General features: G+C 63.2%; 25 protein-coding genes, 1 tRNA gene and 1 pseudogene. 4 read left to right on the forward strand and 23 right to left on the reverse strand.

From position 1 onward, the window contains the following. Nucleotides 1–316: 316 nt before the first annotated feature. From GEV06_20245 to GEV06_20275, 7 genes are all read right to left on the reverse strand, one after another. Complete coding sequence (locus GEV06_20245) at nt 317–883, reverse strand: serine hydrolase (protein MPZ20224.1); 567 nt, start codon at nt 881–883, stop codon at nt 317–319. Between the two features lie 199 nt (nt 884–1,082). After that, nucleotides 1,083–1,889: a DUF899 domain-containing protein gene (locus tag GEV06_20250; GenBank protein MPZ20225.1), complete on the reverse strand. Its 807-nt coding sequence runs from the start codon at nt 1,887–1,889 to the stop codon at nt 1,083–1,085. A gap of 117 nt (nt 1,890–2,006) precedes the next feature. Continuing rightward, a complete protein-coding gene (locus GEV06_20255; protein ID MPZ20226.1) occupies nt 2,007–2,597 on the reverse strand; it encodes a transcriptional regulator in 591 nt (196 codons plus the stop codon). A 331-nt stretch (nt 2,598–2,928) separates the two neighbouring features. Beyond that, nucleotides 2,929–3,147, reverse strand: a complete 219-nt coding sequence (locus tag GEV06_20260) for a zinc-ribbon domain-containing protein (GenBank protein MPZ20227.1) — start codon at nt 3,145–3,147, stop codon at nt 2,929–2,931. 120 nt (nt 3,148–3,267) lie between these two features. Continuing rightward, on the reverse strand, nt 3,268–3,900 hold the full coding sequence (locus tag GEV06_20265; protein MPZ20228.1) for an N-acetyltransferase: 633 nt from the start codon (nt 3,898–3,900) through the stop codon (nt 3,268–3,270). Nucleotides 3,901–4,247: 347 nt separating this feature from the next. Further along, nucleotides 4,248–4,724 (reverse strand): hypothetical protein, encoded by a 477-nt coding sequence (locus tag GEV06_20270; GenBank protein ID MPZ20229.1) that lies wholly within the window; start codon nt 4,722–4,724, stop codon nt 4,248–4,250. Between the two features lie 73 nt (nt 4,725–4,797). Next, complete coding sequence (locus GEV06_20275) at nt 4,798–4,995, reverse strand: hypothetical protein (protein MPZ20230.1); 198 nt, start codon at nt 4,993–4,995, stop codon at nt 4,798–4,800. Between the two features lie 822 nt (nt 4,996–5,817). Here GEV06_20275 and GEV06_20280 point away from each other — a divergent pair. After that, complete coding sequence (locus GEV06_20280; GenBank protein ID MPZ20231.1) at nt 5,818–6,117, forward strand: hypothetical protein; 300 nt, start codon at nt 5,818–5,820, stop codon at nt 6,115–6,117. Between the two features lie 189 nt (nt 6,118–6,306). Here GEV06_20280 and GEV06_20285 read toward each other — a convergent pair whose 3' ends face one another. Both GEV06_20285 and GEV06_20290 read right to left on the reverse strand, forming a co-directional pair. After that, nucleotides 6,307–6,939 carry a hypothetical protein gene (locus GEV06_20285; GenBank protein MPZ20232.1) on the reverse strand — a complete coding sequence of 211 codons (633 nt, stop codon included), beginning with the start codon at nt 6,937–6,939 and terminating at the stop codon, nt 6,307–6,309. A gap of 321 nt (nt 6,940–7,260) precedes the next feature. After that, nucleotides 7,261–8,185, reverse strand: a pseudogene (locus GEV06_20290) (integron integrase). Between GEV06_20290 and GEV06_20295 the strand changes: the two are divergent. After that, nucleotides 8,184–8,552 (forward strand): tyrosine-type recombinase/integrase, encoded by a 369-nt coding sequence (locus tag GEV06_20295; protein MPZ20233.1) that lies wholly within the window; start codon nt 8,184–8,186, stop codon nt 8,550–8,552. The pseudogene GEV06_20290 and the gene GEV06_20295 overlap by 2 nt on opposite strands. Nucleotides 8,553–8,637: 85 nt before the next feature. Here the strand turns inward: GEV06_20295 and GEV06_20300 are convergent. Together GEV06_20300 and GEV06_20305 are read right to left on the reverse strand one after the other, a co-directional pair. After that, nucleotides 8,638–8,714: transfer RNA gene (locus GEV06_20300), tRNA-Met, on the reverse strand. A gap of 154 nt (nt 8,715–8,868) precedes the next feature. After that, nucleotides 8,869–9,315, reverse strand: coding sequence for a hypothetical protein (locus tag GEV06_20305; GenBank protein ID MPZ20234.1), 447 nt, complete (start codon nt 9,313–9,315; stop codon nt 8,869–8,871). A gap of 8 nt (nt 9,316–9,323) precedes the next feature. Between GEV06_20305 and GEV06_20310 the strand changes: the two genes are divergently transcribed. Then, nucleotides 9,324–9,872, forward strand: coding sequence for a divalent cation tolerance protein CutA (locus tag GEV06_20310; GenBank protein ID MPZ20235.1), 549 nt, complete (start codon nt 9,324–9,326; stop codon nt 9,870–9,872). A 25-nt stretch (nt 9,873–9,897) separates the two neighbouring features. Here GEV06_20310 and GEV06_20315 read toward each other — a convergent pair whose 3' ends face one another. Together GEV06_20315 and GEV06_20320 are read right to left on the reverse strand one after the other, a co-directional pair. After that, complete coding sequence (locus GEV06_20315; GenBank protein MPZ20236.1) at nt 9,898–10,392, reverse strand: DUF2721 domain-containing protein; 495 nt, start codon at nt 10,390–10,392, stop codon at nt 9,898–9,900. 157 nt (nt 10,393–10,549) lie between these two features. After that, nucleotides 10,550–13,027, reverse strand: a complete 2,478-nt coding sequence (locus tag GEV06_20320) for an FtsX-like permease family protein (GenBank protein ID MPZ20237.1) — start codon at nt 13,025–13,027, stop codon at nt 10,550–10,552. Between the two features lie 81 nt (nt 13,028–13,108). Between GEV06_20320 and GEV06_20325 the strand changes: the two genes are divergently transcribed. Beyond that, nucleotides 13,109–13,396 (forward strand): SelT/SelW/SelH family protein, encoded by a 288-nt coding sequence (locus tag GEV06_20325; protein MPZ20238.1) that lies wholly within the window; start codon nt 13,109–13,111, stop codon nt 13,394–13,396. Between the two features lie 134 nt (nt 13,397–13,530). Here the strand turns inward: GEV06_20325 and GEV06_20330 are convergent, their stop codons facing one another. From GEV06_20330 to GEV06_20375, 10 genes are all read right to left on the reverse strand, one after another. Then, a complete protein-coding gene (locus GEV06_20330) occupies nt 13,531–13,761 on the reverse strand; it encodes a hypothetical protein (GenBank protein ID MPZ20239.1) in 231 nt (76 codons plus the stop codon). 31 nt (nt 13,762–13,792) lie between these two features. Further along, on the reverse strand, nt 13,793–14,572 hold the full coding sequence (locus GEV06_20335; GenBank protein MPZ20240.1) for a prolyl oligopeptidase family serine peptidase: 780 nt from the start codon (nt 14,570–14,572) through the stop codon (nt 13,793–13,795). A gap of 256 nt (nt 14,573–14,828) precedes the next feature. Beyond that, on the reverse strand, nt 14,829–15,422 hold the full coding sequence (locus GEV06_20340) for a Uma2 family endonuclease (protein ID MPZ20241.1): 594 nt from the start codon (nt 15,420–15,422) through the stop codon (nt 14,829–14,831). Nucleotides 15,423–15,558: 136 nt separating this feature from the next. Next, the gene (gene asnB / locus GEV06_20345; protein MPZ20242.1) at nt 15,559–17,454 is read right to left on the reverse strand and encodes an asparagine synthase (glutamine-hydrolyzing); all 1,896 of its coding nucleotides are present in this window, start codon (nt 17,452–17,454) and stop codon (nt 15,559–15,561) included. 52 nt (nt 17,455–17,506) lie between these two features. Beyond that, nucleotides 17,507–18,325: a hypothetical protein gene (locus GEV06_20350; protein MPZ20243.1), complete on the reverse strand. Its 819-nt coding sequence runs from the start codon at nt 18,323–18,325 to the stop codon at nt 17,507–17,509. Between the two features lie 5 nt (nt 18,326–18,330). Continuing rightward, nucleotides 18,331–19,329: a glycosyltransferase gene (locus GEV06_20355; GenBank protein ID MPZ20244.1), complete on the reverse strand. Its 999-nt coding sequence runs from the start codon at nt 19,327–19,329 to the stop codon at nt 18,331–18,333. 75 nt (nt 19,330–19,404) lie between these two features. Next, a complete protein-coding gene (locus GEV06_20360; GenBank protein ID MPZ20245.1) occupies nt 19,405–20,022 on the reverse strand; it encodes a hypothetical protein in 618 nt (205 codons plus the stop codon). Nucleotides 20,023–20,295: 273 nt separating this feature from the next. Further along, a complete protein-coding gene (locus GEV06_20365; protein ID MPZ20246.1) occupies nt 20,296–21,051 on the reverse strand; it encodes an outer membrane beta-barrel protein in 756 nt (251 codons plus the stop codon). A gap of 304 nt (nt 21,052–21,355) precedes the next feature. Beyond that, nucleotides 21,356–22,177 (reverse strand): inositol monophosphatase, encoded by an 822-nt coding sequence (locus GEV06_20370; GenBank protein ID MPZ20247.1) that lies wholly within the window; start codon nt 22,175–22,177, stop codon nt 21,356–21,358. 30 nt (nt 22,178–22,207) lie between these two features. Then, entirely contained in the window at nt 22,208–22,678 is a 471-nt protein-coding gene (locus GEV06_20375) for an ATP-binding protein (GenBank protein ID MPZ20248.1), read from the reverse strand. Between the last annotated feature and the right edge of the window lie 3 nt (nt 22,679–22,681).

A 22,681-nucleotide genomic window follows, 5' to 3' on the forward strand; every position in this document is an offset into this window, starting at 1 on the left:
CCCGTCGAAGTTCTGAAGGCGGAGTGACGACCAAGGTCCCGATCAGGTTGGCGCTATCGGCCTGCCTCTTGACCTTGGCCAAGGAGTGGAACGCTCGGGTCGAGAAGCTCGCAGCGCTCGGTCAATCGCACATCGGCTATTCGTGGCGCAGCGCGACCAGCGGATCGACTCGCGCCGCTCTTCGCGCAGGAATCCAGCACACAATCGCGGCACTATTGGGGGTTCGAATCGAGGGCGTGCAACCGGCGGTACTTGCCTTTGTGGAGCGGGGCGGCGTGAACGAGTCGTCCGACGTTCAGGAGTGGCGGCGTTGGCGCTATGACGTCGCGGTACGGCGTGCAGGCCGACAACGTTCTCCAGTTCCGGGTGAGTGGCTTCCCCGCTCGGGGCGCTCGCTGTCCTGACCCGCCGGCGCGTATGCTGCCGGCAGATAGACGCCGCTCCGGGCCGAGATCACCTGGCGGATAGTGGCCGATCGTTCCGCCGCCGTCAGGGGCGTCCGGTCGTCGATGGCGAAGTCGGCGAGGGTGGCATCCAGGTCGATTTCGCCCTGGGCGACGGCCGTGCCGTAGAGGCCGCTGACCAGGCTCTTCCGCACCGAGTGCGCTTCGAACGGCCGGTCCACATCCCCGCAGGCGAGGACCACGTGACGCCGGAACACTACCATCAGGGCACCGGAGTGGAGGCGGTCGGCGCGCTCGCAGACCGCCCGCAGGGCCTGCCCGTCAAAGCCGGCCTGCCGGACGTCGGCGTACTGGAGCCAGGGGCTGGAAGAAGCGGCAGTCGCCGAGTGCGCAGCCGTCTCGAGCCCCGCCCGAGACGTCGCGCACGAGACGACGGCGAGGAGTGGGAGAAGGTATGAGTACAGAGCGGACGAGGACATCAGATCTCCAGGGCTGGAGTCGCCCGGGCGGCTTCGGCCGGAGTCGCGTCTCCGTGCGGCCTCGGATCCTATCGCCACGCATCGAGAGAACCGCGGCGGTTCAACGCGCTTCGGGCCCAAGTTCCGGGCTGGCATGCCCGACATCGCGTTATCTGCGCCAGGCCGGGATGTCGAAGCGAACCCTGCCCATGGCCGGCGGTCAGTCCGGATACTCGTCCTTGCGCCACGCGCGCGGCTCGGCGTCGTCAGCGCCCTTCGGCGTCCGTTCGAGCAGGAACGAGTGGTACGGCGCGACGAACGGGTCGGGCGCCATCACCGTGTAGGTGTGGTAGACGGTCCCGTTCTCACGAGCGAACGCGATCCAGCTCGGGCTCTCGCGGAGGCCGTCCTCGAGCTTCGCGCCGACCTGCTTCCCCCAGTCCTGTAGCCACTCCGGGGGGTTGTCCAGCATCTCCTTGATCTCGGGGATCGCCTGCGCCTGCTCCTCGGTGATCGCGAGCCCGAAGTCAAAGGGGAAGTCCGTCCCGTGGGTCGAGACGTACGGGAGCTGCCAACCCATCCGTCGTTTGTAGGCGACGAGTCGATCGCTCGGCGCGCGCGAGAAGCAGATCAGCGTCACGTCGCGGTGCCCGAGGTGCAGCGCAGCGGCGTCGAGATGATCCGCCATGTTCGAGCAGCCGGGGCAGGCCCCGACCTCGTAGTCGGGCCCGAACATGACGTTGTAGGCGAGCAGCTGCGAGCGCCCCTTGAAGAGGTCCGCAGGCGTCTTGCGGCCGGCCTCGGTCTCGAACTCGTATTCCTTCTCGACCGGAACCCAAGGCAGCTCCAGGCGCCTGCGTTTGATCTCCGTATTGCGTTCCGCATGCTCCGCCTCTAGCTTTGCGAGCTCGTCGCGAGCCGCCTGCCACTCTTCGCGGGTTCCGACGTTGTGACCAGGCATCGTCTTCTCCTTTGAGGCTCGACAGATGAGACCGGGCGAGGACACCGGTCGGTAGGTGGCCATCATGCCGCATCTCGGCGAGCGGCACACAAGCAATCTACGGACAGCGGCAGCCGCACGTATCACTCAAAGGTGGAAGCCGCGCTCTGACGGACGCCCCGATGTTGACCGGAGTCTTCCGCTTCATGACGCGATCGCGTCCCAGTATGGCCGGATTACTCGGGTCATGCGGAGCTGGTCTGCTTGGCGCCACAGCTCGTCGACGGTGCCCTTCCGCAGGCGCCGGTAATCCCTGAGCGCCTCGACGGCGACATCGATGCCGATCTTGTTGCGGAACTTGAAGCCGTCCACGACGGTCCGGGCGGGGCTCGTCACACGAATGGTCACGCCTTCGATCTCGTGCTGGTCGATGCCGGCAGTGAGCGCCGCCCCGGAGAGGCGCACGATCCGAACCGGCGCAACATCGATCTTCGGGATTGCCGCGCGCCGGTCCACGGCCAGCCAGACTTCACGCGGGTGCTGCGTGCCAATCGCGTGGAACCGCAGGGCCGTCAGCAGGCACACGATGCCCTTGGGCACTCGCTTGGTGACCTCGGCCAGCGTCTGGTACTCGGTTGGGACTGCGGAGGCTGCGGTGTAGAGTCCTCGCCCCAGACGGGTCAGATGCCCGTGGCGGGCCAGTCTTCGGACCTGCTCAGCGTGCAGCCCGAACGCCTTGGCTTCCTTCAGACGGAAGATGCCCTTGTTCCGGATGGGCCACGGCAGGATTGGCATGACGTGTCATTATAACTCCATCTGATTATATATGGAGTGATTTTGACACACATCGGATCCTGGCCAAAACCGGAGGGAATCCGTCGGTCACCCAAGGTCCCCAACGTCGTCTGCGAGGACCCGCTCATCGTACTGGAGGAACGCCTGGTGTTCCTTCAGGAACCCCTCCGTCTCGAAGAACGTCATCCCGAGGAGGCGTCCACATCCCCGCGGCTGAGCGTCCCGTCACGATATGCCTCCAAGGCCACGGCTTCGAGCGCGCCGCGTGACACGTCATCCCATGCCGACTCCAGGTGCTTGGCGATGTCTCCCGGCAGTTCGATGGCGATTCTCATCTGACGGTCCTCGCGGGGGACACGCTGGCGGCGCGTCGTCCGATCATGCGCCGGATGGTCCCGGACTGTCCGCCTTGGACCGCTGGACGTTGTGGAACGGCACCTGCAGCAACTTCGCCGGAAATAGGCCCCGACACAGGTGCACCGCAACTGGGGCACGACACCGCTTTGTCCGAGACCTCACGTCCGCACTCGGTGCAATTGACCAAAGCGATCGGCGGCTCTCCCGTATCGTGGTAGTCGTCCTCGACGCCTAACGTTCCGCTTCAGCCGCGGCGGCTCAGGATCGCATCGGCCGCCGACGGCTGCAAGCGGTTGTTGGGCCGCCGCTGGAATCAGCTTCGATTGGGTACCAGTTGTCCGACGATACCCGTTAACATGAATCCGCACTCACGCAGACCGGCCTTCCGCAATGCCGACCGGGAAGCGACATTCAGAAGACCACAACGGGCGGCCGGAACCCTACCGGCCATGTAACACTCCTTCTTCACTTCCTGAAGAAGGAAAGCGGCGAACCCGCGCCTTCTACAGTCTTCCCTTACCTCCATATACAGGTCAGCAAACGGCATGTTGTAGTGGAGCATGAATCCACCGGTCGCGACGACCTCACTGCCGACAACCACAAGGAAGTCTCCGACCGGTTCAACCTTGTGGGAGAAGATCTGGTCGTCCTCACGTCTGCGGCGACAGAGCGCCCCGGGAATGACATGCTCGGTGACGGCATGGTCCGCGAACAAGAGGACCTCGGCGGTGATGTCTCGGGCGAACTCGTAAAGGAGCGCTGTGAGCGCAACGTCGTTACTCTGACATTCCACGTATCGGGCGCCGGAGGCGCCGATCAATTCTTGGAACAGGTGGCTCGACATTTTTCGGAACGGGGGGAGCACAAAGAACTCGAACACCGTGTCCCGGTCCGGGATCTCTCGCCCCTTGACCGACCCGTACCCCACGGTCGCGCCATCGATCATCAGGAGATACGAGTCCGTCCAGCCACGCTCGTGACACGCGTCATAACGGACCTGGGCGTTGTGTTCTTGGAGATATAGCGCGCGAAGCTGAAGGATGCGGCGGAGTTCGACCCGCTCGGCCCGTGACTTCATTCTCAATCCAGACTCATCGCAAGCCACGGGAGGCCCTCAGGCGAGGATGGACGGATTCCAAGGAATACACTCGCGTGTTCTGGCTTCCAGTTGTTCCCGCCGTATCGTTCACACGCTCATTCGCGTCCATCTCGCGGTCGCTCAATCGTCGGCCCAACGCGCACGTCAGCGTGTCCGCTGCATGTGCTTGTTATGCGGCACTTTGTGCCTCCTCATCAATCGTGCTCGATGTCTTGCCCGAATACGATTCCTACACCATTGAGATCTTGGAGAGCGAATTCTCGGATTCCATAGGGTTGGTCTTGAGGCTCCGACGCAATCTGTGCGCCGCGGCCGAGCAGTTCTTCATAGTATGCATCGAGGTCACGAATCCATTGGAATAAATGAACACCTTTCGGGGTAGCTGAATCTCGGACGAAATGAATCGCGGAGTTGTCGCGCCAGACAACTGCGTACGTCTCGTCTCCGAAATCCCATGTAAACCCTAAGACGTCTCGATAGAAGGCCGCTGCGGCCTTTACGTCCGGGACATGCAATACCGGCGCACCTTGAAAGAACTGTGCTGGATTGGATGTGGGTAATGCTGGCATCGTTGGTCTTCCTAGGTGAGATCTTCTCGAGCACGTGTCTCTCCCTACAGTATAGCTACAGCCACTCCGGCCTTGGAATGCGACAACGGATCGGTGCCGCATAACGTGCGGCTTCAGCCGCGGCGCTTCATGACCTCGCCGAGCGCCGTCGGCTGCAAGCGCTTGTTAGCCAGCATCAGAAGACCTGCACATCGCCAACAGGCTTCTCGACGGTGACCGGCTGAAACCCAGGTCTATACAACGTCGCACGGATGCTTCGCTCGAAGAGATTGCCACGATTCCAGAACAGGTCGCTATCGACAAAGTACTCGAACGTTCCGACCAGCTTCGCGTCACCGGGATAAATCGGTTCACGATGATTGCGATCCGACACTCGGAGAATGCGATGTCCGATGAACTCCGCTCCGGGACGTAGAGCACACTCCTGCGCCGCTGCTCAGCAATTCGCGCCGGCATCTCGAGATCGATGTGATATTTGACAATTGACTCGCTGCCAAGATTCGTCAGCGTAACGTCGAGACGATAGTCATGTCGCTCGGAGCTGATGCGAAGTTCTCGATAGGAAAGCGCCAGCTCCGCGGAATCTTCGCGACTCCTGCCGGCACCGACTTGTCCTTCGATCTCGGCGAGAGTCGATGCTTCGGCCCGAGTCTTCCAGGCGTTAAGCACTGCAACAGAATAACGGGCAGGGTCGTTGTCAACGAGCTTCGCGCAGGTCTAGCAAAGCCAAATGCCGTTCTCGACGGAACGCCGCTGTTCGACCGTGAGGGCAGCATCGAATCGCGGCCCCGAGGCCGCGGCCGCCGTGATGTGAGCCGCCACGCCAATGTTCACGATGCGTTGAGTGTCCGAACGAGCTCCCGTCGTCACACGTCGGCATGAGGGATTCGAACAGCGCACGCCGACACGCTTAGCGAGAACGTCGACCGTGTCCCGGTTGAATTCGTCTCTCATGCGATCGGCGGTGTCTCACACTGGCTAACGCCTGCGTTTCAGCCGCGGCGGCTCATGATCGCACCGGCCGCCGTCGGCTGCAAACGCTCGTTAGGCCGCGTCTCGTCTGGCTTCTATGCCACTCGCCGCTCTGGAAGGCTCGGGCGTCGAGCCTCGGCATGAGAGACGAACTGCTCCATCGCATCGGTATAGAGACGGATCTGCTCCTTGTACTGCAGCCACGACTGGACTTCTTGTTCCCGTGGAACATGTTGTTGCGAAAACGGTACACGATGAGCGTAACGAAGAAGAGACTCTCTTCAGGACTGAACGTCTGGACTTTTCTCTGCAGCAGGGCATCCATTCTTGGACACTTCTGGCTGTGCATAAGCTGTCGGTATCGATCGCCGTCCTGGTACCTGGCGTGAAAGTGAGTCGCGGCGTCGCGGATCGAGCCGGAATCGAACCCGTCCGCGACAGCGTTTCTTGCGAACGCCTCGATCCGATCGATCTTGATGAACCCGCTAAAGCACTTCGACTCAAACAACGACCATGCGATTAGGAAGTGAAGGGCTGTCTGATCGTTGAGCAAGCGACGAATCTCGAGTTCATCCTGCTGAAGAAGTGTTCTGAGCCATTTTGCAAATTTCATTACTGAATTCTCGCTGCTCGCGCCTAACGGACAGCGTTCACCAGCGGCCGCTCACGATCGCACCAGCGGCCGTCTGGTGCAACGCGTGTTAGGCCGCGCCTACCCTACCACGCCGACGCGGTCTACAAATTCCTGTGAACTCCGGCTTTGCTCCGAGACAACCCAAAGTGCGCGCCCCTGTTCGTCCCATTGGCCGTGCGATTCCTTCTGGCGCCGGTACGAGTCGAAGCGGGTGTAGATAAACGACAGAGCTTTGAACCAAGTCATCTGTGGCATCTTCGGGTAGTTTGTGGCGACCTCAGGACTCTCTTCCTCACCGAGGCACAATAATGAGGTGTGGTAAAGCTGGCTTTGGTAGAAACCCCGCTCATAGAGCGCAGCCGCGGCGATCTCGTTTTCGGCTGCCGGAAACGCTCCGACCGCCCGCAACACTTTGTGCATGTTCTGTCGGTCAGGATTCGTCCAAGGGCCGTTAAGCGCGCAGACCTTCGACTTGATCTCAGCGAGCGCAATGAATGACTTGCCGCTGATGCGAGTGAACGGTTGGTCGTCCTGCATCGTTCTCAGTTCAGCACGATACGGAAACCGCACGGCAAGTATGTCGACATCAGTCTCTTGGTTGCGGCCTTGCTCCGGGTGAACGATGAAATTCGGTATCGTGAGGAAGCCATTCAGGCGCAGGTACCAGTACCCCAGTTGCTCCGCTCGAATTCGCATGTTCTGCGCCGGCATCCACCACCTCTGAACAAAGCGGCCTAACGTCTCTTGGAGTAGACCGCCGGTCGGCCGCGCAGCCAAACGCCGAACTCTCCGCACCTTCTCCAATCCGGATGTCTCTGTGTCTGCGGATGTTAGCACGGATGGCCGGGAACAGCGGACCGTGGTTGGCTGCGAACAGGACGTTGGACGCGGCGACTCGCGGCCAACCGCGTTTCGCCTGCCATTCGACGAGGCGGCGAAGAGTTTTCGGCATCGACGATTGCGGCAGACTTGTTCCCCAAGCGCTGCCGCCGGTTGGCTGCGAGCGGCGCGGCCAATTCCTCGCTGCCGCCGTCACAGACGGTCGACAGGGCTGCGCACGCCGAGCGGACGTCGATTCAGGACGTGGGTGTACACGATCGTCGTACTGACGTCGGCGTGCCCAAGGAGCTCCTGGACCGTACGAATGTCGTATCCATCCTCGAGCAGATGCGTCGCACACGAACGCCTGAAGGTGTGCGGACCCACCCGCTTCGTGATGCCGGCTCGTCGTGCCGCCCGGGCAACGGCCCGTTGAACGACGGATTCGTGGAGGTGAAAGCGAGACGGCTGTCCCCATCGCGGATCCGTGCAGATGCGTGATGCGGGAAACACGAACTGCCATCCCCAGTCAGTCGCCGCATTCGGATACTTGCGATCGAGCGCGAACGGGAGGACGACGCGGCCAAAGCCTCGTGCGAGATCCACAAGGTGCCGCCGCTTGACGGCTTCCAGATGCCGTGAAAGTGGCGCGATGACCGCAGTCGGGAGGACGGTGGGCCGATCCTTCTGGCCTTTGCCCCGGCGAATCACAATCTGCCGTCGCTCCAGATCGATGTCTTTGACGCGAAGCTCAAGGCATTCCTGCAGGCGCAGCCCCGCGCCGTACAGGAGAGCGACGCCAATCCACACCGACCCATCGAGCTCTTTCATGATGCGCGCAACTTCGTCCCGGCTCAGCACGACAGGCACACGGACCGGCATGCGGGCGCGCGGAACGTGTTCGATGGTGCCAATCTTCATGTGCCAGCACGTCACGGTACAGGAACAAGATGGCGCTGAGCGCCTGATTGTGCGTCGAGGCGCTGACGCGACGGCTCGATGCCAGCCACGTCAGAAAGGACGTGATCTCCGGCACTCCCATGTCGGATGGATGTCGCTTCTTGTGAAACAGAATGTAGCGGCGAATCCAATCGACGTAAGCGCTCTCGGTTCGGCGGCTGTAGTGCTTCGCGCGAATCGCGCCCCGGGAACGCGATCAAGGAGCTTCGGTTCACCACGACCAGCAGCCGAACATCCAGACGGCGTGGGAGACGCTGAAGCTTCTGGCCTACGGCTACGAGCCCAAGCCCGGCCGCACCGGCGCCGCCTGGAACCGTGAACAGCTCCAGCGCATCGACCTGCGCTGGCACGACCTGCGCCACGAGGGCGCCTGCCGGCTGCTCGCCGACGGCGTCGACATCCGCATCATCCAACTGATGCTCGGGCACGCGAGCATCCAGCAGACGCAGCGCTACCTGAACGTGACCGACGAGGAACTGAGGAGGGGACTGGAGGTGAGGTGGAACAACAAAGGCCGACCGCTTCGACTCGCATCGGGAGCGTGAAGTGCTCAACCGCTACGAGAAAAGCATGTCGGCCTGTGCCGTTGTCACCAATTTGTCACCAACGGGCTTGGTGACCGTGGAAATTTGGTTGCGGGGGCGGGATTTGAACCCGCGACCTTTGGGTTATGAGCCCAACGAGCTACCAGACTGCTCCACCCCGCGTCACGGATCGACCAGCAACGCCTTCGACGCAACCGTCGATCGCGGTGGCCTCTCGGCCACCGCAACGAAATCAGTCTACCACTCGATAACAACCTCGTCAAACGGCACAGGTCATGCCGTCAGACCGCCGGGGCGTTCACAAGGGCGTCGTGCCTCACTGCACCGGCGCCGCACGGCGCTCTCGCTCCTGGTCTGACTCGTCATCGCCACGACCGTCACCACCCCGCTGGCGGGCCCTGGACTGCGCTCGAGCCGATGCTGATGTCGATGGGATGTCCTTCACGATGAACAGGAGCTCGCCAGGCTTGACCAGACCAAGCTCTCGGCGTGCAATAGCCTCGATGGCCGAAGGATCCTCGCGGAGTCGCCGTGCATCCTCTCGCAGCGACCGGTTCTGCTCCTTGAGCGCATCCACGGAGACCTTGAGCTGCTCGTACTGACCACGAACCCGCATCCGCTCGAGGACGCCCTTTTGACCGAAGATCGCATCCGCCGCGAGCACGACCGTGGCAAACACTATGAGGCCGCGAACGAGACGCCGAACGAGCCCGCGGTGACGGGGCGGACTGGAGCTCGACGAACGAGGAGTGGACGAGGCCATGCTGTACGATGCGGACCGTCGAAAGCCGCAACAGGCCGCCGAGACATCACGGCCTGAACGCAACTGGCGACACAGCGCACCAATCGCCGTGCGCCTGGCATGCTGGGCGATACGCGCTCAGGCTGCGGGCTCGTCAGCAGCCTGCTAACAGCTTCGGCACGTTGAAGATACTGGAAATGTGCCCGGCAGGCAATAGTGCGAGCGCTGCCAGCGAGCAGGAAGGAGTCAGTATGGACCATGATGAGGTAGTGATTGTGTTGACGACAATTCCAGATGAGGTCGATCGAGCCGCGTTCGCCGACGCGCTCGTCCGCGATCACCTGGCGGCGTGCGTGAGCATCCTGCCAGTCATGGAGTCCACCTATCGGTGGCAAGGCGCCGTCGAGCAAACGCGCGAGCGGCAAGTACTCCTCAAGACCGTCCGCTCACGGCTGGATGCGTTGCAGGCAGCCGTCCAGACACACCACCCATACGAGGTCCCGGAATGGCTCGTGGTGTCCACCTCGGGCGGCTCGGACGCCTATACGAGCTGGCTGAAGGAGTCCGTCAACGTGTGACGACGTGGTGAAGATCGTTTGGCCACTATGGCGAAAACTGCGTCACCGCCCGGGCCTCCTCTGCGAGGTACTGGACAGCAAGCCGCGTCTCACGAACCATCTCCACGCAGCCATACACCAAGGCAACAACCGCGACGCTGCCCGCCACGAACGCCACAGTGGTGATGGACCTGAGCGCAACCATCTGGGCATGGAAGGCAAAGAACGTCCCGATCACCATCAGCAACGCTGCCGCCGCAAAGGCGCCGAGCGCGGCGTAGAAGCTGCGCAGCGCCTTGAGCAAGAGCTGCGACCGTCTGTTGAGACCGTCACGCTGGCGACTCCAGGCGTCGTGCTCAGGTGTGCCTGGCTCGAACGAGCGCATCTCGCGAATGACGATACGCATGCGGTCGACGACGCGGGCGAGACGGTTGCCTGTGCCGAGCGCGAGCACGGAGCAGGCGTTGGTCAAGATGGCCGGAGCCACAACAGCTGTAAGCGCCGCAAACGGATTGTTCACCAACGTATCGGTCTCGGGCATGTGCTGGTCCGCCAATGGTGGGGCGCGTTCGCCGAACACGCCGCTCGGATGCCTCGGCGAGGTAACGGCCGCCTCGGCGAGGCGGCCCTACCTTCCGACTATCTAGAGCGCGTCAGCCTCCCGCGTCGGTTCGGACGCCACGGCGAGGCGGCCCTACCTATGACTCGGTCAGCGCTGAAACCGGATCGACTCGCGTGGCCCGATGCGCCGGTACGATGCAGGCTGCCACGGCGGCAGCAACCATCACGAAGACAACGAGCGCGAGAACCGCAGGATCGAACGGGGAGACGCCGTGAAGCTGGCTCTCGATCGCGCGACGCAGCGCCACGATGCCAGCCAACCCGCCCAGCAAGCCGACGGCGAGCATGATCGCTCCTTCACGCAGCACGAGACGGAAGATCGCTGATCGATCGCTGCCCAGAGCCATTCTGATGCCAATCTCTCGCGTTCGTTGCTGGACGATCGAGGCAAGCACACCATAGATGCCAATCGTCGCCAACAGGAGCGCCAGGACGCCGAACCCCAGCGTGAGGAGCATCGGCGTCCGGCGGTCGGTCAACGATCGGCTGATGCGCTCCTGCATTGTCCGGACGTCGAAGATCGGCAACTCGGGATCGATCTCCGTCATCGCGCGACGCACCGACGACATGAGCCGTTCGGGATCGCCAGCCGTCCGGACCGCCAGAACGAAATCATCGTCCGGGTCCTGCGTGTACGGGAAGTAATAGGCGCCGACCTGATCAGCAGGTGACAACAGGCCGCGCATCTGCACCGACGCCACGACACCAACGATGTCGAAGTACGAGGCCTTGCTCGGATCGCGGAAATCGTCCACGCTGGTCGGCCGCCACATCCGCCGGCCGATGGCACCGCCCTCGGGCCAAAAGCGCTTGGCGAGCCGCTCATCGATCACGATCACACGCCCGCTCTTCGGCGTATCGCGCTCGTCGAAGCCCCGCCCCTCGATGATACGAATGCCCATCACCTCGAAGTATCCCGGCGTAACCACGCTCTGCGACGGCGACACGGCCGACTCCCCCGGACGCGGCACGTAGCCTTCGGCGAAGATCACGCTGTTGCTTTGATCGTCGCCAAAGGGAATCTGACCGGCGATCCCAGCGCGCTCGACACCCGGCAAGCGCCGCAGGCGGGCGAGCGCTCGCTCCGCAAAGCTCCTCCGCGCCGCTTCGTCTTCGTATCGCGAGTCGGGCAGGTCGACAGCTGCCGTGAGCACACCGCGCGGCTCGAAGCCCGGATCGATCGCGAGGAGCTCGCGAAAGCTGGCCAGCAGCAGCACGGCGCCGGCCAGCAGCACGAGCGCCGTCGCCACCTGAGTCACCACGAGCGCTTGACGCGCCAGCCGCACACCGCGACTGGCAGTGCCCGATCGCCCTTCGTCTCGGAGCACGGACGTCGGGCTCACGCGGAGAATGCGGGCGGCCGGCAGCAACGCCACGAGGACACCCACGAGCAGCGCGATCCCTATCGTGAAGACGACCGCCGCGCTGTCGAGTTGGACCTCGCCCGCCCGCGGCAGTGTTCCAATCCCCAACGCGTCGAGCCCGGCGAGGCCCGCCCACCCGACGAGCAAGCCGAGCGCCCCGCCGAACACGGCAAGCAGCAGGCTCTCGGTCAGCATCTGGCCGGCGATGCGCGCACTGGAGGCGCCGAGCGCGACGCGCGTGGCCAGCTCGCGCCCACGTGCCGTGGCTCGCACGAGCACAAGGTTTGCGACGTTCACCGCACCGATGAGCAGGACGCAGGTCACGCCACCCCACAGCAGAAAGAGGATGCCACGGATATCGCGGACCAGCTCGCCGTGAAAGAACCGCACCGGTGTGTGGAATCCGGCATCCAGCAACAGCGGCTTCAGATCCGGCAACCGATCCATGTTCCGCTGGTTGAGCGCATCGACCCTGGCTTGCGCCTGCGCGAGCGTCGCACCAGGCTGGAGACGCGCGACCATGCTCCAGCTGTTGCTGTGATACTCCTGTCGCTGCTCAGGCGTGAAGGCGAGTGGCGTGAAGAGACGTGGTTCTTGATCACGGAACGAGAAGAACTGGAACTCTTGCGGCATCACGCCAACGATGGTGTACGCACGATCATCGAGGCGCAGCTCGCGGCCGACGACACCGGGGTCGCCGCCGAACGCTTCACGCCAAAAGCCGTGGCTGAGCATCACCACCCGATCCTGCCCCGGCTCGGCTTCCGCCTCGGTGAAGGTGCGTCCAAGCGACGCGCTGGCCCGCAGGAGCGGAAAGATCGAGGGTGTCACCGTGAGCCCGGGAATGCGCTGCGGCGCTCCCGGGCCACCGACGTTGTGATCGCGCCCGTTGTAGGCGGCAACCGTCTCGAACACATCGGTCAGTGCCCGTCGATCGAAGTAGTCGGGCGCACCGTTCCCGCCACTCGTATCGGTGCCCACCGCCTTCGGATAAGCGTTCCACATCGTCACGACACGATCAGGCTCGGGCACCGCCAGTGGCCGTAGAATGACGGAATTGACGACGCTGAAGATTGTGGTGTTGGCTCCGATGCAAAGCGCCAACGTCGGAACGGCAGTGAAGAGAAAGGCCTTGTGCTTGAAGAGCTGGCGGAGCGCAAAGCGCAGATCACGCAGGAAGGTGCCCATCATCGTGTCCGGCGTCCCAGCGAGACATTGTGGTGGGTCATTGTAGCGTCAATACGGGTACGCCACTCAGGGGGTTCCAAACCCGTGAAGAACCGAATAGAGATTCGCTATTGCACGCAGTGCCGGTGGCTGCTGCGAGCCGCCTGGATGGCGCAGGAGCTGCTCACGACCTTCGAGCAGGAGATCGGCGAGATCGCGCTGGTGCCCGGCACCGGTGGGGTGTTCGAGGTACGAGTCGATGACTCACTCCTGTGGTCACGCCAGGAGGAGCGTCGCTTTCCGGAGCTGAAAGAGCTCAAGCAGCTCGTGCGTGACCGCATCGCGCCTGGCAGGGAGCTAGGCCACTCGGATCGAAGTGGCCCTGAACCGTAGGTCTCTCTGACAATGAATTGCCTACCGTCTGGCAGGCCAACCTTGCGGCTGGCCCTCTCTCTCCGATTCGGAGGAGCCAGGAGTCGCAGATTCGGAGACGGGGAGAAACGGCGCGCCGTCCAGAGCAGCAAGCACTACCGAGCGCGCCTGACGCTCGTCACAGCACCCACGAGGAAGTCGAGCAGAACAGTGTCACCGACATCCAAGCCTCGATCGACGGACTCCGGGCCGATGCGCGCCACGCGCACCTGCTCGCTCTCATCGTCGGTGAACACGTAGTGCAGATCGAGCGAGATCTGTCCATGGACGCTGAGTGGCTGGATCTTCTTGAGGACGGCCGTCCGCGAACCCTTGAGCACAGGCACTCAGTCTACTATGCCGCCGCCCGACGAGCACCTACTGAAAGACCTGCTCGAAGAACGCGAGCATCGCGGCCCAGGACTTCTTGGCCGCGTCTGCATCGTAGGCGATGGCCTCCATCCCGTAGCTCCCAGCGTCAGGGTTCGTGAAACCGTGCTTCGCGCCGGGGTAGCTGACGAGCTCGAAGTCCACACCGGCTGCGGTCATTTCCTTCCTGAATGCCTCAACCTGCTCCGGCGGGACCATCGAGTCTGCCTCGCCGTGCAACGCGAGAATCTGTCCCTTGATCTTGCCCTTCTCCACCGGAGTTTCGGTGCCGAGCGTCCCATGGAAGCTCACGACGGCGTCGAGATCCGCGCCCGCACGCGCCATGCCCAGGACCACGCCCCCTCCAAAGCAATACCCGATTGCCGCAATCCTGTCCGCGTCCACGTGCGGATCTTGCTGGAGCTGCTCCAGCGCTACGTTGAACCGCTCCGGGATCGTCGCCGGGTCCTGCATGGTCGCCTTCATGAACGCCTCGGCGTCCTTGGGGTGCGTCGCCACCTTGCCCTTGCCGTACATGTCCAAGGCAAAGCCAACATAGCCCGCCTCGGCGAGGCGCTTCGCTTGATTCCGCGTGTGCTCGTTGTGGCCCCACCATTCGTGCACCACGAGCACGCCCGGCCGCTTGCCATCCATGGCATCGTCCCAGGCGATGAGCCCCTGAAGCACGGTCTCACCCTGCCGGTATTCGACCTCTCTCGTCCTGACCTCCGCGATCGCGGCTGGCGCGAGCAAGAACAATGTAGCAGCCACCATGAGCACCCGTGTCATCGGCATAGACGTACCTCCCTTCGAAAAGCAGAGCACATTTCTGCCAATGCGACAAGAACAGGTCATTCGTCGCGAAGGACACGCGGAACCCCGATCGTTAGATCAATAGCGGTTGCGTGGTGCGCGGAGAATCCAGCTCGCCACCGTTGGGCATCAGCTCCATGCAGGTGCGGCCGGAGTTGGTCCTGGCATCGGCGAGCGAGAGACGTGGCAAAGCGATCGACTCCGCCTGCACACTGGCGGCGCGTACGCTTTCCTACCGCGCGGGCGGCGCTGACGACCCCCACAGGTAAGCCAGATCGATCTCCACGGCCTCAAAGGGCATCGCGCGCACGCGATCGGCTGCCTGATGAATCGCCTGGATCACCCAGTGTGGGCCATCGAGCGTAAGGACTTCGAGCGTCTGTGCTATGGGATCGAGTAGCCAGGCATACGGCACCCGCTCCCGCGCGTAGACGTCGAGCTTCTCGGCGCGGTCGAGACGTGCCGTGGATGGAGACAGAATCTCGCACACCCAGTCAGGTGCGAGCGTGAAGAAGGGCGTATCTGGAAACGTTGGCATCCGTTCCACCCGCCAGCCGGCAAGATCCGGCACCACGATATCCGACCCGAGGTGCAGCTCCGGCTCGTGGAGGATTTCCCACCCGCCGGGTCCACTACTGCCACGCTGGAAGGGATCGAGCCGGCCTATCAGTCGCGTTCCACCACGAGCGTGCAGTGAGGCGGGACGCGGCGAGGTGTACAACTCGCCATCGATAATCTCGGCGACCAGATGTTCAGGCACGTGCACTAAGTCCTCGTAAGTCGCGCGCCGCCCCCGGCTCGTCGAATGGCTCACGTGTTGAAGCATAGCACGCTCCTTCTGGACGACAACGCCCCTCGACGAAGCTTGGGGGCGTCCCGCGTATCGTCGAACGACGACGATGCCATCGTCACAAAGGCGGCGTCAATGCTACGCCGACAGCGTCACACATTCGGGCGGAATCCTAGGCGCCGATTGAATCGGCCCAGCGCTCGAAGACCATGAGCGCGAAGAGCTGGTGGGCGTAATTCTGGCGGCCTGCGACGTGGGCGTCCATCATGCGCCGCACGGCTGGTGGATGGAACAAACCGCGGCGTCGCAAACGCTCGGTTGACAAGAGGCCGCGCATGAGTGGCTGGAGCTCGCGACGCAGCCAGTTCTTCATGGGAATGCTGAAGCCCTCTTTCTGACGAAGGCGGGTTCGGTCAGGCAAGATCCCTTCGAGCGCTCGCTTGAGAATGTACTTGCGCTCGCCGTTCCGGATCTTGAGGTCGCCCGGCATCGAAAAGGCGAGCTCCATGACGTCCACATCGAGAAACGGCGCACGCGTCTCGAGCGACGTCGCCATGCTCATGCGATCGACCTTCACGAGGATATCGTCTGCAAGATAGATACGCAGGTCCGCATATAGTGCGCGGTTCAGGAAGTCGTCGTTTGTATACGCTCGCAGCGCTTCCGTGACTGGGCGATAGACGTCCGCGCGCGCCACGGCGTCGCGCAACCGAGCCGCGTAGAGGCTGCGCTTCAGGCCGGGCGACATGAAGCTCATCCACCGATACTGGCCAATACCAGGCGGTGAGGTTGCCATACCCTCTGTGAACCGACGCACCTTGTTGATGAAGCCCTTCTTCTTTTCTGTCGGCGGCAGCAGCGAGGCGAGCACGTAGGCCGCCTTGAAGGCCGCGCCAGGTGCGATCCGCTCGAGCCGCGCCGCAAGCTGATAGGCGGCGTACGCGTCGTATCCCCCAAACAGCTCGTCGCCGCCATCCCCTCCCAGCACCACCTTGACGTGCTCACGCGCCAGGCAGGAGACCAAGTACGTCGGAAACAGCGAGACGTCCGCGAACGGCTCGTCCAGGTGCACGATCAGTCGATCGAACAGCTCGACGAGGTCCGGCGTCACCGTGTCATCGCGATGCACCGTGCCGAATCGCTGGGCAATCTCCCGGGCGTACGGCAGCTCGTTGTAGCTCCCCTCATCGAATCCCAGACTGAAGCTCTGCACCGAGACACCGCGTCGCTCGGCCGCCTGGCTCATGAACGCCACGACGGCGCTCGAATCGATGCCCCCCGAGAGAAAGATGCCGAGGGGCACATCCGACATCATCTGGCTGTCCACCGCCTTGCCGAGCGCCGCACGCACCGCCGCGACGGCATCCGGTTCCTCCCAGGCGCGCACCGCCACGGACGAGGCGTCCCAGTAGCGCTCCACCTCCACGCTCCCGTCGCGGTACCGCAGAAAATGCGCCGCCGGCAGCTTTCGCACACCGCGAATCATGGTCCGCGGCGCGATGACATACTCGTAGGTGAGGAACTCGTCGAGCGCCTCCAGATCCAACTCGCGCGACACCTCCGGCCGTGCCAGGAGCGCCTTGACCTCGGAGGCGAGGAGCAAGCCCTGAGACGTCTCGGTGTAGTAGAGCGGCTTCTCCCCCGCTCGATCGCGCGCGGCAATGAGCGTCGATGTCCGGCTGTCCCACAGCGCCAACGCGAACATCCCTCGCAGCCGCCCGAGAAACGCCTCACCATACTCTTCGTACGCGTGAACGATCACCTCGACATCGACGCGACTGCGGAACCGATGACCGCGCGCCGCCAGGTCGTGGCGGACCTCCTCGAAGTTGTAGATCTCCCCGTTGGCGACAGCCTGAATCGTGCCGTCCTCGTTGCTGACCGGCTGCTGCCCACCGGCCAAGTCGACAATCGCGAGCCGGCGCATGCCGAGCCCGAAGCCCTGCGCCACGACGAGGCCCTCTTCGTCCGGACCGCGATGATGCAGCGTGCGCACCATCCGTTCCACCTCGTCCCGGAGGACGGGTCGCGAGAGATCACGATCGACGATGCCGACGATGCCGCACATTACAGGTGCTTGGTCCTTGGTCCTTGGTGCTTGGTCCTTGGTGCGGCGCGGGCTAAAGCCGCGCCCTACCGCTGATTCCCGACTCCTGTTTCTCGTTTCCCGTTTCCTGATTCCCGTCTTCCCGACGATCCCTTATTTTCTTTGCCGGAGTGCCGACGGCGATCGCAAATGGCGGAATCTCGCCCACCACGACCGCGCCAGCACCGATGATCGCATCGGCACCGATGCGCGATCCGTCGGTGACCACCACGTGCGCCCCGAGCCAGACGTGGTCGCCTACGTCGATGCCGCTACTGGTACGCCCCTGGTCGAGCACTGGAATATCGACCCGATCGTAGAGATGATCCCCGCCGACGAGGTACGTGAAGGCCGCCATCAAGACCTTCGTCCCCACTCGGACGCGCGATCCGGAAAAGATCTCGCAATTGAATCCAATGTTCGCATGATCCTCGATGACGATATCCCCGTTCTTGCAACTGAGGATCGTCCCCCGCCCAATGAAGACGCCGTTGCCAATCTCAATCCCTTTGTTGTCCTGCCCCTTGGCATCCAAACAGCATCCGTCATCGATGACCACATCGTTGCCAATCGTGATCTTGTGCGGGTGGCGAAGCACGACGTGCTGCCCGAAGGTCACATTGCGTCCCACGCGCCCCAGCAGCCGAGGGTAGAGCTTCGACCGCAAGAACAGGCCCAGCGCGCCCGGCATGCCGGCACACAGCATCGTCAGGAGCTCGTGCTTCAGGAGCGCGAGCAGGCCTGGCCGCCCAATCACGAGGTCGGCGTATCGCTGCGCCTTCGATCGGCGCTCGTCGAACAGCTCGCGCTGAATAACGGTAATGCGTGGATCGTGCTCCCGAGTCGATTTCACGTTGGTCAGCGGCTCCGCGCCCGGACCGACTCGAGCGGGCGCTCGGTCCCGGCCTCGGGCGCCTCGAGAACTTGACGAATGACGTAGGTCGGCTTGTCCTGCGACTCGTGGTAGGTCCGCGACTGGAGCTCCGCGAGCAGGCCCACGGTGACGAGCTGCACGCCCGTAAAGGTGAGCAGGATGCCCAAGAGCAGCAGCGGCCGGTCGGCAATGGCCTGATGGCTGATCAGTCGCACGTATGCCAAGTAGACGAGAATCAGCCCGCCGAGCCCCCCCATCATCAACCCGATGAGCCCGAAGATTTGCAGCGGGCGCGTCGAGTAACTCAGTAAGAACTTCACCGTGACCAGGTCGAGCACCACGCGCACCGTTCGCGAGAGCCCGTACTTCGACGCTCCCGCAAGGCGCGGCCGATGGTTGACGACCACTTCCGTCACGCGCACGCCAAGCTCGCTCGCGATGGCCGGGATGAAGCGGTGCATCTCGCCGTAGAGCCGCAACGGCTTGACGACCTCTGCCCGAAACGCCTTCAGTGAGCATCCGTAGTCATGAAGCTCCACGCCAGTGGCGCGGGAGATGAGCTTGTTGGCGATGATGGAGGGCGCGCGACGCGTCAACCAGGTATCCTTGCGGTCCTTCCGCCAGCCGCAGACGATGTCGTAGCCCTCGTCGAGCTTGGCCACCAGTGCGGGGATATCCCGTGGATCATTCTGCAGGTCGCCATCCGAGGTGACGATGACGCGGCCTCGGGCGTGGGCAATCCCCGCGGAGAAGGCGGCCGTCTGGCCAAAGTTGCGGCGGAACTGGATGATGCGAACGTGCGAATCGTGGGCCTGTATCCGCGTGAGCTCGGCAAAGCCGTCGTCCGTGCTGCCGTCGTCGACGAACAGCAGCTCGTACGGCCGGCCCCACGCCATCAGCGTGGCCGTCAACTCCTCGTGGAGCCTCTGCAGGTTCAGCGACTCATTGAAGACCGGGACGATGACAGACAGGTCGGGGGTCATGCAATCGCGGGCGTCGGCCGAGCCACGCCGTAGCGATTATACCGTTAGGGCGGGAAAAGGAACCGGGTACCTTTTTCAAGCGGCACTCGCTCCCTTGTTCCCGTCGTTTCCGCGCCAGCGCCGCCAAACGAGGTAAATTGCAAGTCCCGTGAGAATCACGGCCACGGCCACCAGGGCGACGGTGCGACCGTGCAGCTTGAGAAAGTCAATCGCCTGCGCCCCGTAGTAGTACGCGAGCAACCCCTCGCCGAAGTAGCGCAGCCCGCGGCCAATGAGGATAGCGATCACGAAGTCCCGTAGCTTGACCCGCATCACGCCGCCGAGCAGCACGAACAGCTTGAAGGGCGCCGGCGGCGGCAGGAGGGCCGGCACGAGAACGGCGAGCGCTCCCCAGCGCTCGAAGAGCGCGGTTGCACGTTCTACCATCGCGCTCTTGAACCGGCGCCGCAGCAGCGCTTCTCCACCCTTGCGGCCAAGGCCGTACACGACCAAGCAGCCGGCGACGGACCCGAGCGTCTGCATGGTCGCGTAGTAGAGGAGCCGCTGTGGCTCTCGCGTGACCATCCAGATGATGAGGATGTCGTTGATCTGGGGGAGCGAGAGGAAGGATGAATCGAGGAACGCAATCGTGAAGAGGCCTAACCCGCCCCAGTTCGCTGCGGCGCTCTCAATCCACTGGATGAAGCGGGGCATCAAAAGTGACGAGTGACGAGTGACGAGTGACGAGAGCGGGAGGGGGCAGGTCGCACGATCGGGGTATCATCCTACCGCGCCTCCCCACGCCCTTCAGAGTACGAGCAACCGCCGGGCCCTGTCCACCAACCAGATGTGTCACTCGTCAGCTCGTAGCGAGGGGCCTGCCCGCACTCGTCACTGCTCTTCATCACTCGTCACTGCTCTTTATCACTCGTCACTGCTCTTCATCACTCGTCACTGCTCTTCGTCACTCGCCACTCGTCACTGTCCTTAGAATCGGAAGCCAACGGTCACCTGGAAAACGTGGCTCGCCAGGTCGATCTCATCGCCAAAGAACCCTTGGTTCGGGTCGTCTGGGTCGATCTCCGCCTTTCCTCCGTGGAATCGGTACTCGCCGCCAATTAGGAGCGTATTGCCTGCGGGAAAGCGCACACCGGCTAGAATGACCGGCCCGACGGTCGTGCCTTCACCAGCAAAGCTATCTTGAAAGATGTCGAACGTCTCAAAGTCGATGAACTCACCGATCTCGCTGTAGCGCCACCGCAGCACGCCGAGTCCTGCACCAATGTACGGCTGGATGGGCGCATCTCGAGTAATCGGAAAGAACCGGCCTGTAAAGGTGATCGGCAGCACGCGCAGCTTCGCGTCCATGTCGATCTCGGTCCCATCGGCGTCCTCGAGGTCCGCGTTGATGGTCGCCACGGTCCGCTGGTAGAAGGCAATACCGGCACCCGCCTCGAGGAAGCTGCCGATGCTGACCAAGTAGTCGGCGCCGAACGTGCCGCCGTTGAAGTCGCCGATGTCAAAGAGCAGTGGAAACTCGCCTCCGAGGAGATTGTTGGCGAGGACATCGCCGGTCACGAGGCCATCGCCGGGGCGATCCAGCTCTCGACCGTCCAGGCCTTTGACGACCCAGCCACCAGCATTCACGCTCAGAACGCTGTCCACTTGCGCCTGCGCTGGGCCCGCCGTCCCCAACAGACAGGCCCCACCCAATAAACTAGTAATGATTAGACGTCGCATCATGAGACCGTGCTCCTATGAGACCGCTATCCGAAGGCGCTGCGCGGTCGTTCTCCTTCCATCTCCTCCGCCGAAGCGCAAAGCGCGAAGGCGGACCGTACCAGGGGCCGCCGGGCGGTCATCCGACGTCAGTGGCACGATGCACTACCGCACGCACCCGTACTCGTATTGAAGCACGGTATGTGCCAAAGCTCGCGGCACCTGAAGGCGCCCCTAGAGGGGCACTCTACTACCGTGAAAGGGGCACCTTAGTGCCGTGGGTATGGCAAGGTCGGCTGGGCGGGCCGCAGAGTGTCCTGTGCTCCGGTCATCCCGTCCGCAAACGAGCACGCTCCTTGCCAACGGTCTGAAGCACCTCGAGCATGACCGGATGTAAGGGGCCATTGGAAGCGACCAGCTCCGTATCGCGTGACCCATGCCGGGAGCCATCCCAGCGCGTGACCGTCCCGCCGGCCTCCTCGGTAATGAGCGCGGCTGCCGCCGTGTCCCACGGTTGGAGGCGTGACTCCCAGAAGCCGTCGAGCCGACCAGCAGCCACGTAGCAGAGGTCGAGGGCGGCGGATCCAAGCCGCCTCACCGCGCGCGCACGCCCCACGAAGGCAATGAAGAACGCCATCACCTCGTCGAGCGACTGGTGCACGTCGTAGGGAAATCCGGTGCACAGGAGGGCATCCAGCAGCGTCGTGGCCTGCGAGACGTGAAGCGGCTCGCCATTGAGAAAGGCCCCGCCACCGCGCTCGGCGGTGAACAGCTCGCGCCGCGTGGGATCGTACACGGCTGCGACCTCGACGGACCCGTTGATCTCGAGGGCGAGCGACGAGCAGAAGATGGGGAGACCGTGGGCGTAGTTCGTCGTGCCGTCGACTGGGTCGAAGATCCAGCAGTGCGAGGCGTCGGTCTGCCCTTCGTCTGCCGACTGTAGCTCCTCGGCGAGAACGGCATGATCGGGAAAGCGCTCGGCGACGAGCGCACGAAACATGCGCTCGACCGCCACATCCACTTCGGTCACGAGATCGATGGCGCCCTTCTTCTTCACCTCGATTGCTTGACCGAACTGCGCGAGCTGGATCTCACCGGCACGAAGCACCGCCTCGGTCGCGGTGGCCAAAAATAGCGGGTTCTGGGACATCGGGTTTGGATATTGAGCTAACGGCCGCTTCTAGCGCAGTCTCTTGACCATGCGCACTTCGATACCGCCCTCGCTGGCGGGGCGAATGTCGACTTCGTCCATGAAGCTGCGCATGAAGAAGATGCCGCGGCCGCTCGACTTCAACAGGTTGTCCGGTTCACGGGGGTCCGACAGATCGTGGAGATCGAACCCCTCGCCCTCGTCTTGCACCCGGACCACGAGCTCGACAGGATTGTCGCCGGGCACGAGGGCGAACTCCACCGTAACATGTTTCGACTCGTCGAGCTGATTCCCATGCTTGATGGCATTGATGACCGACTCGCGGACCGCGACCCCGACCCAGTGGACCCCGTCCTCGTCGAGCGTCCCCGCCGCGCAGAATCGATCCGAGACGAGCTGCACGAAGTCGAGCATGTCGAACTCGCTCGGAATGGTGAGACGGACGATGCTCGCCGAATTGCTCATTAAGGACGAATCCTTAGCCCCGCGAACGATTACCATTAG

It is taken from the genome of Luteitalea sp., from assembly GCA_009377605.1.
GTDB lineage: Bacteria > Acidobacteriota > Vicinamibacteria > Vicinamibacterales > Vicinamibacteraceae > WHTT01.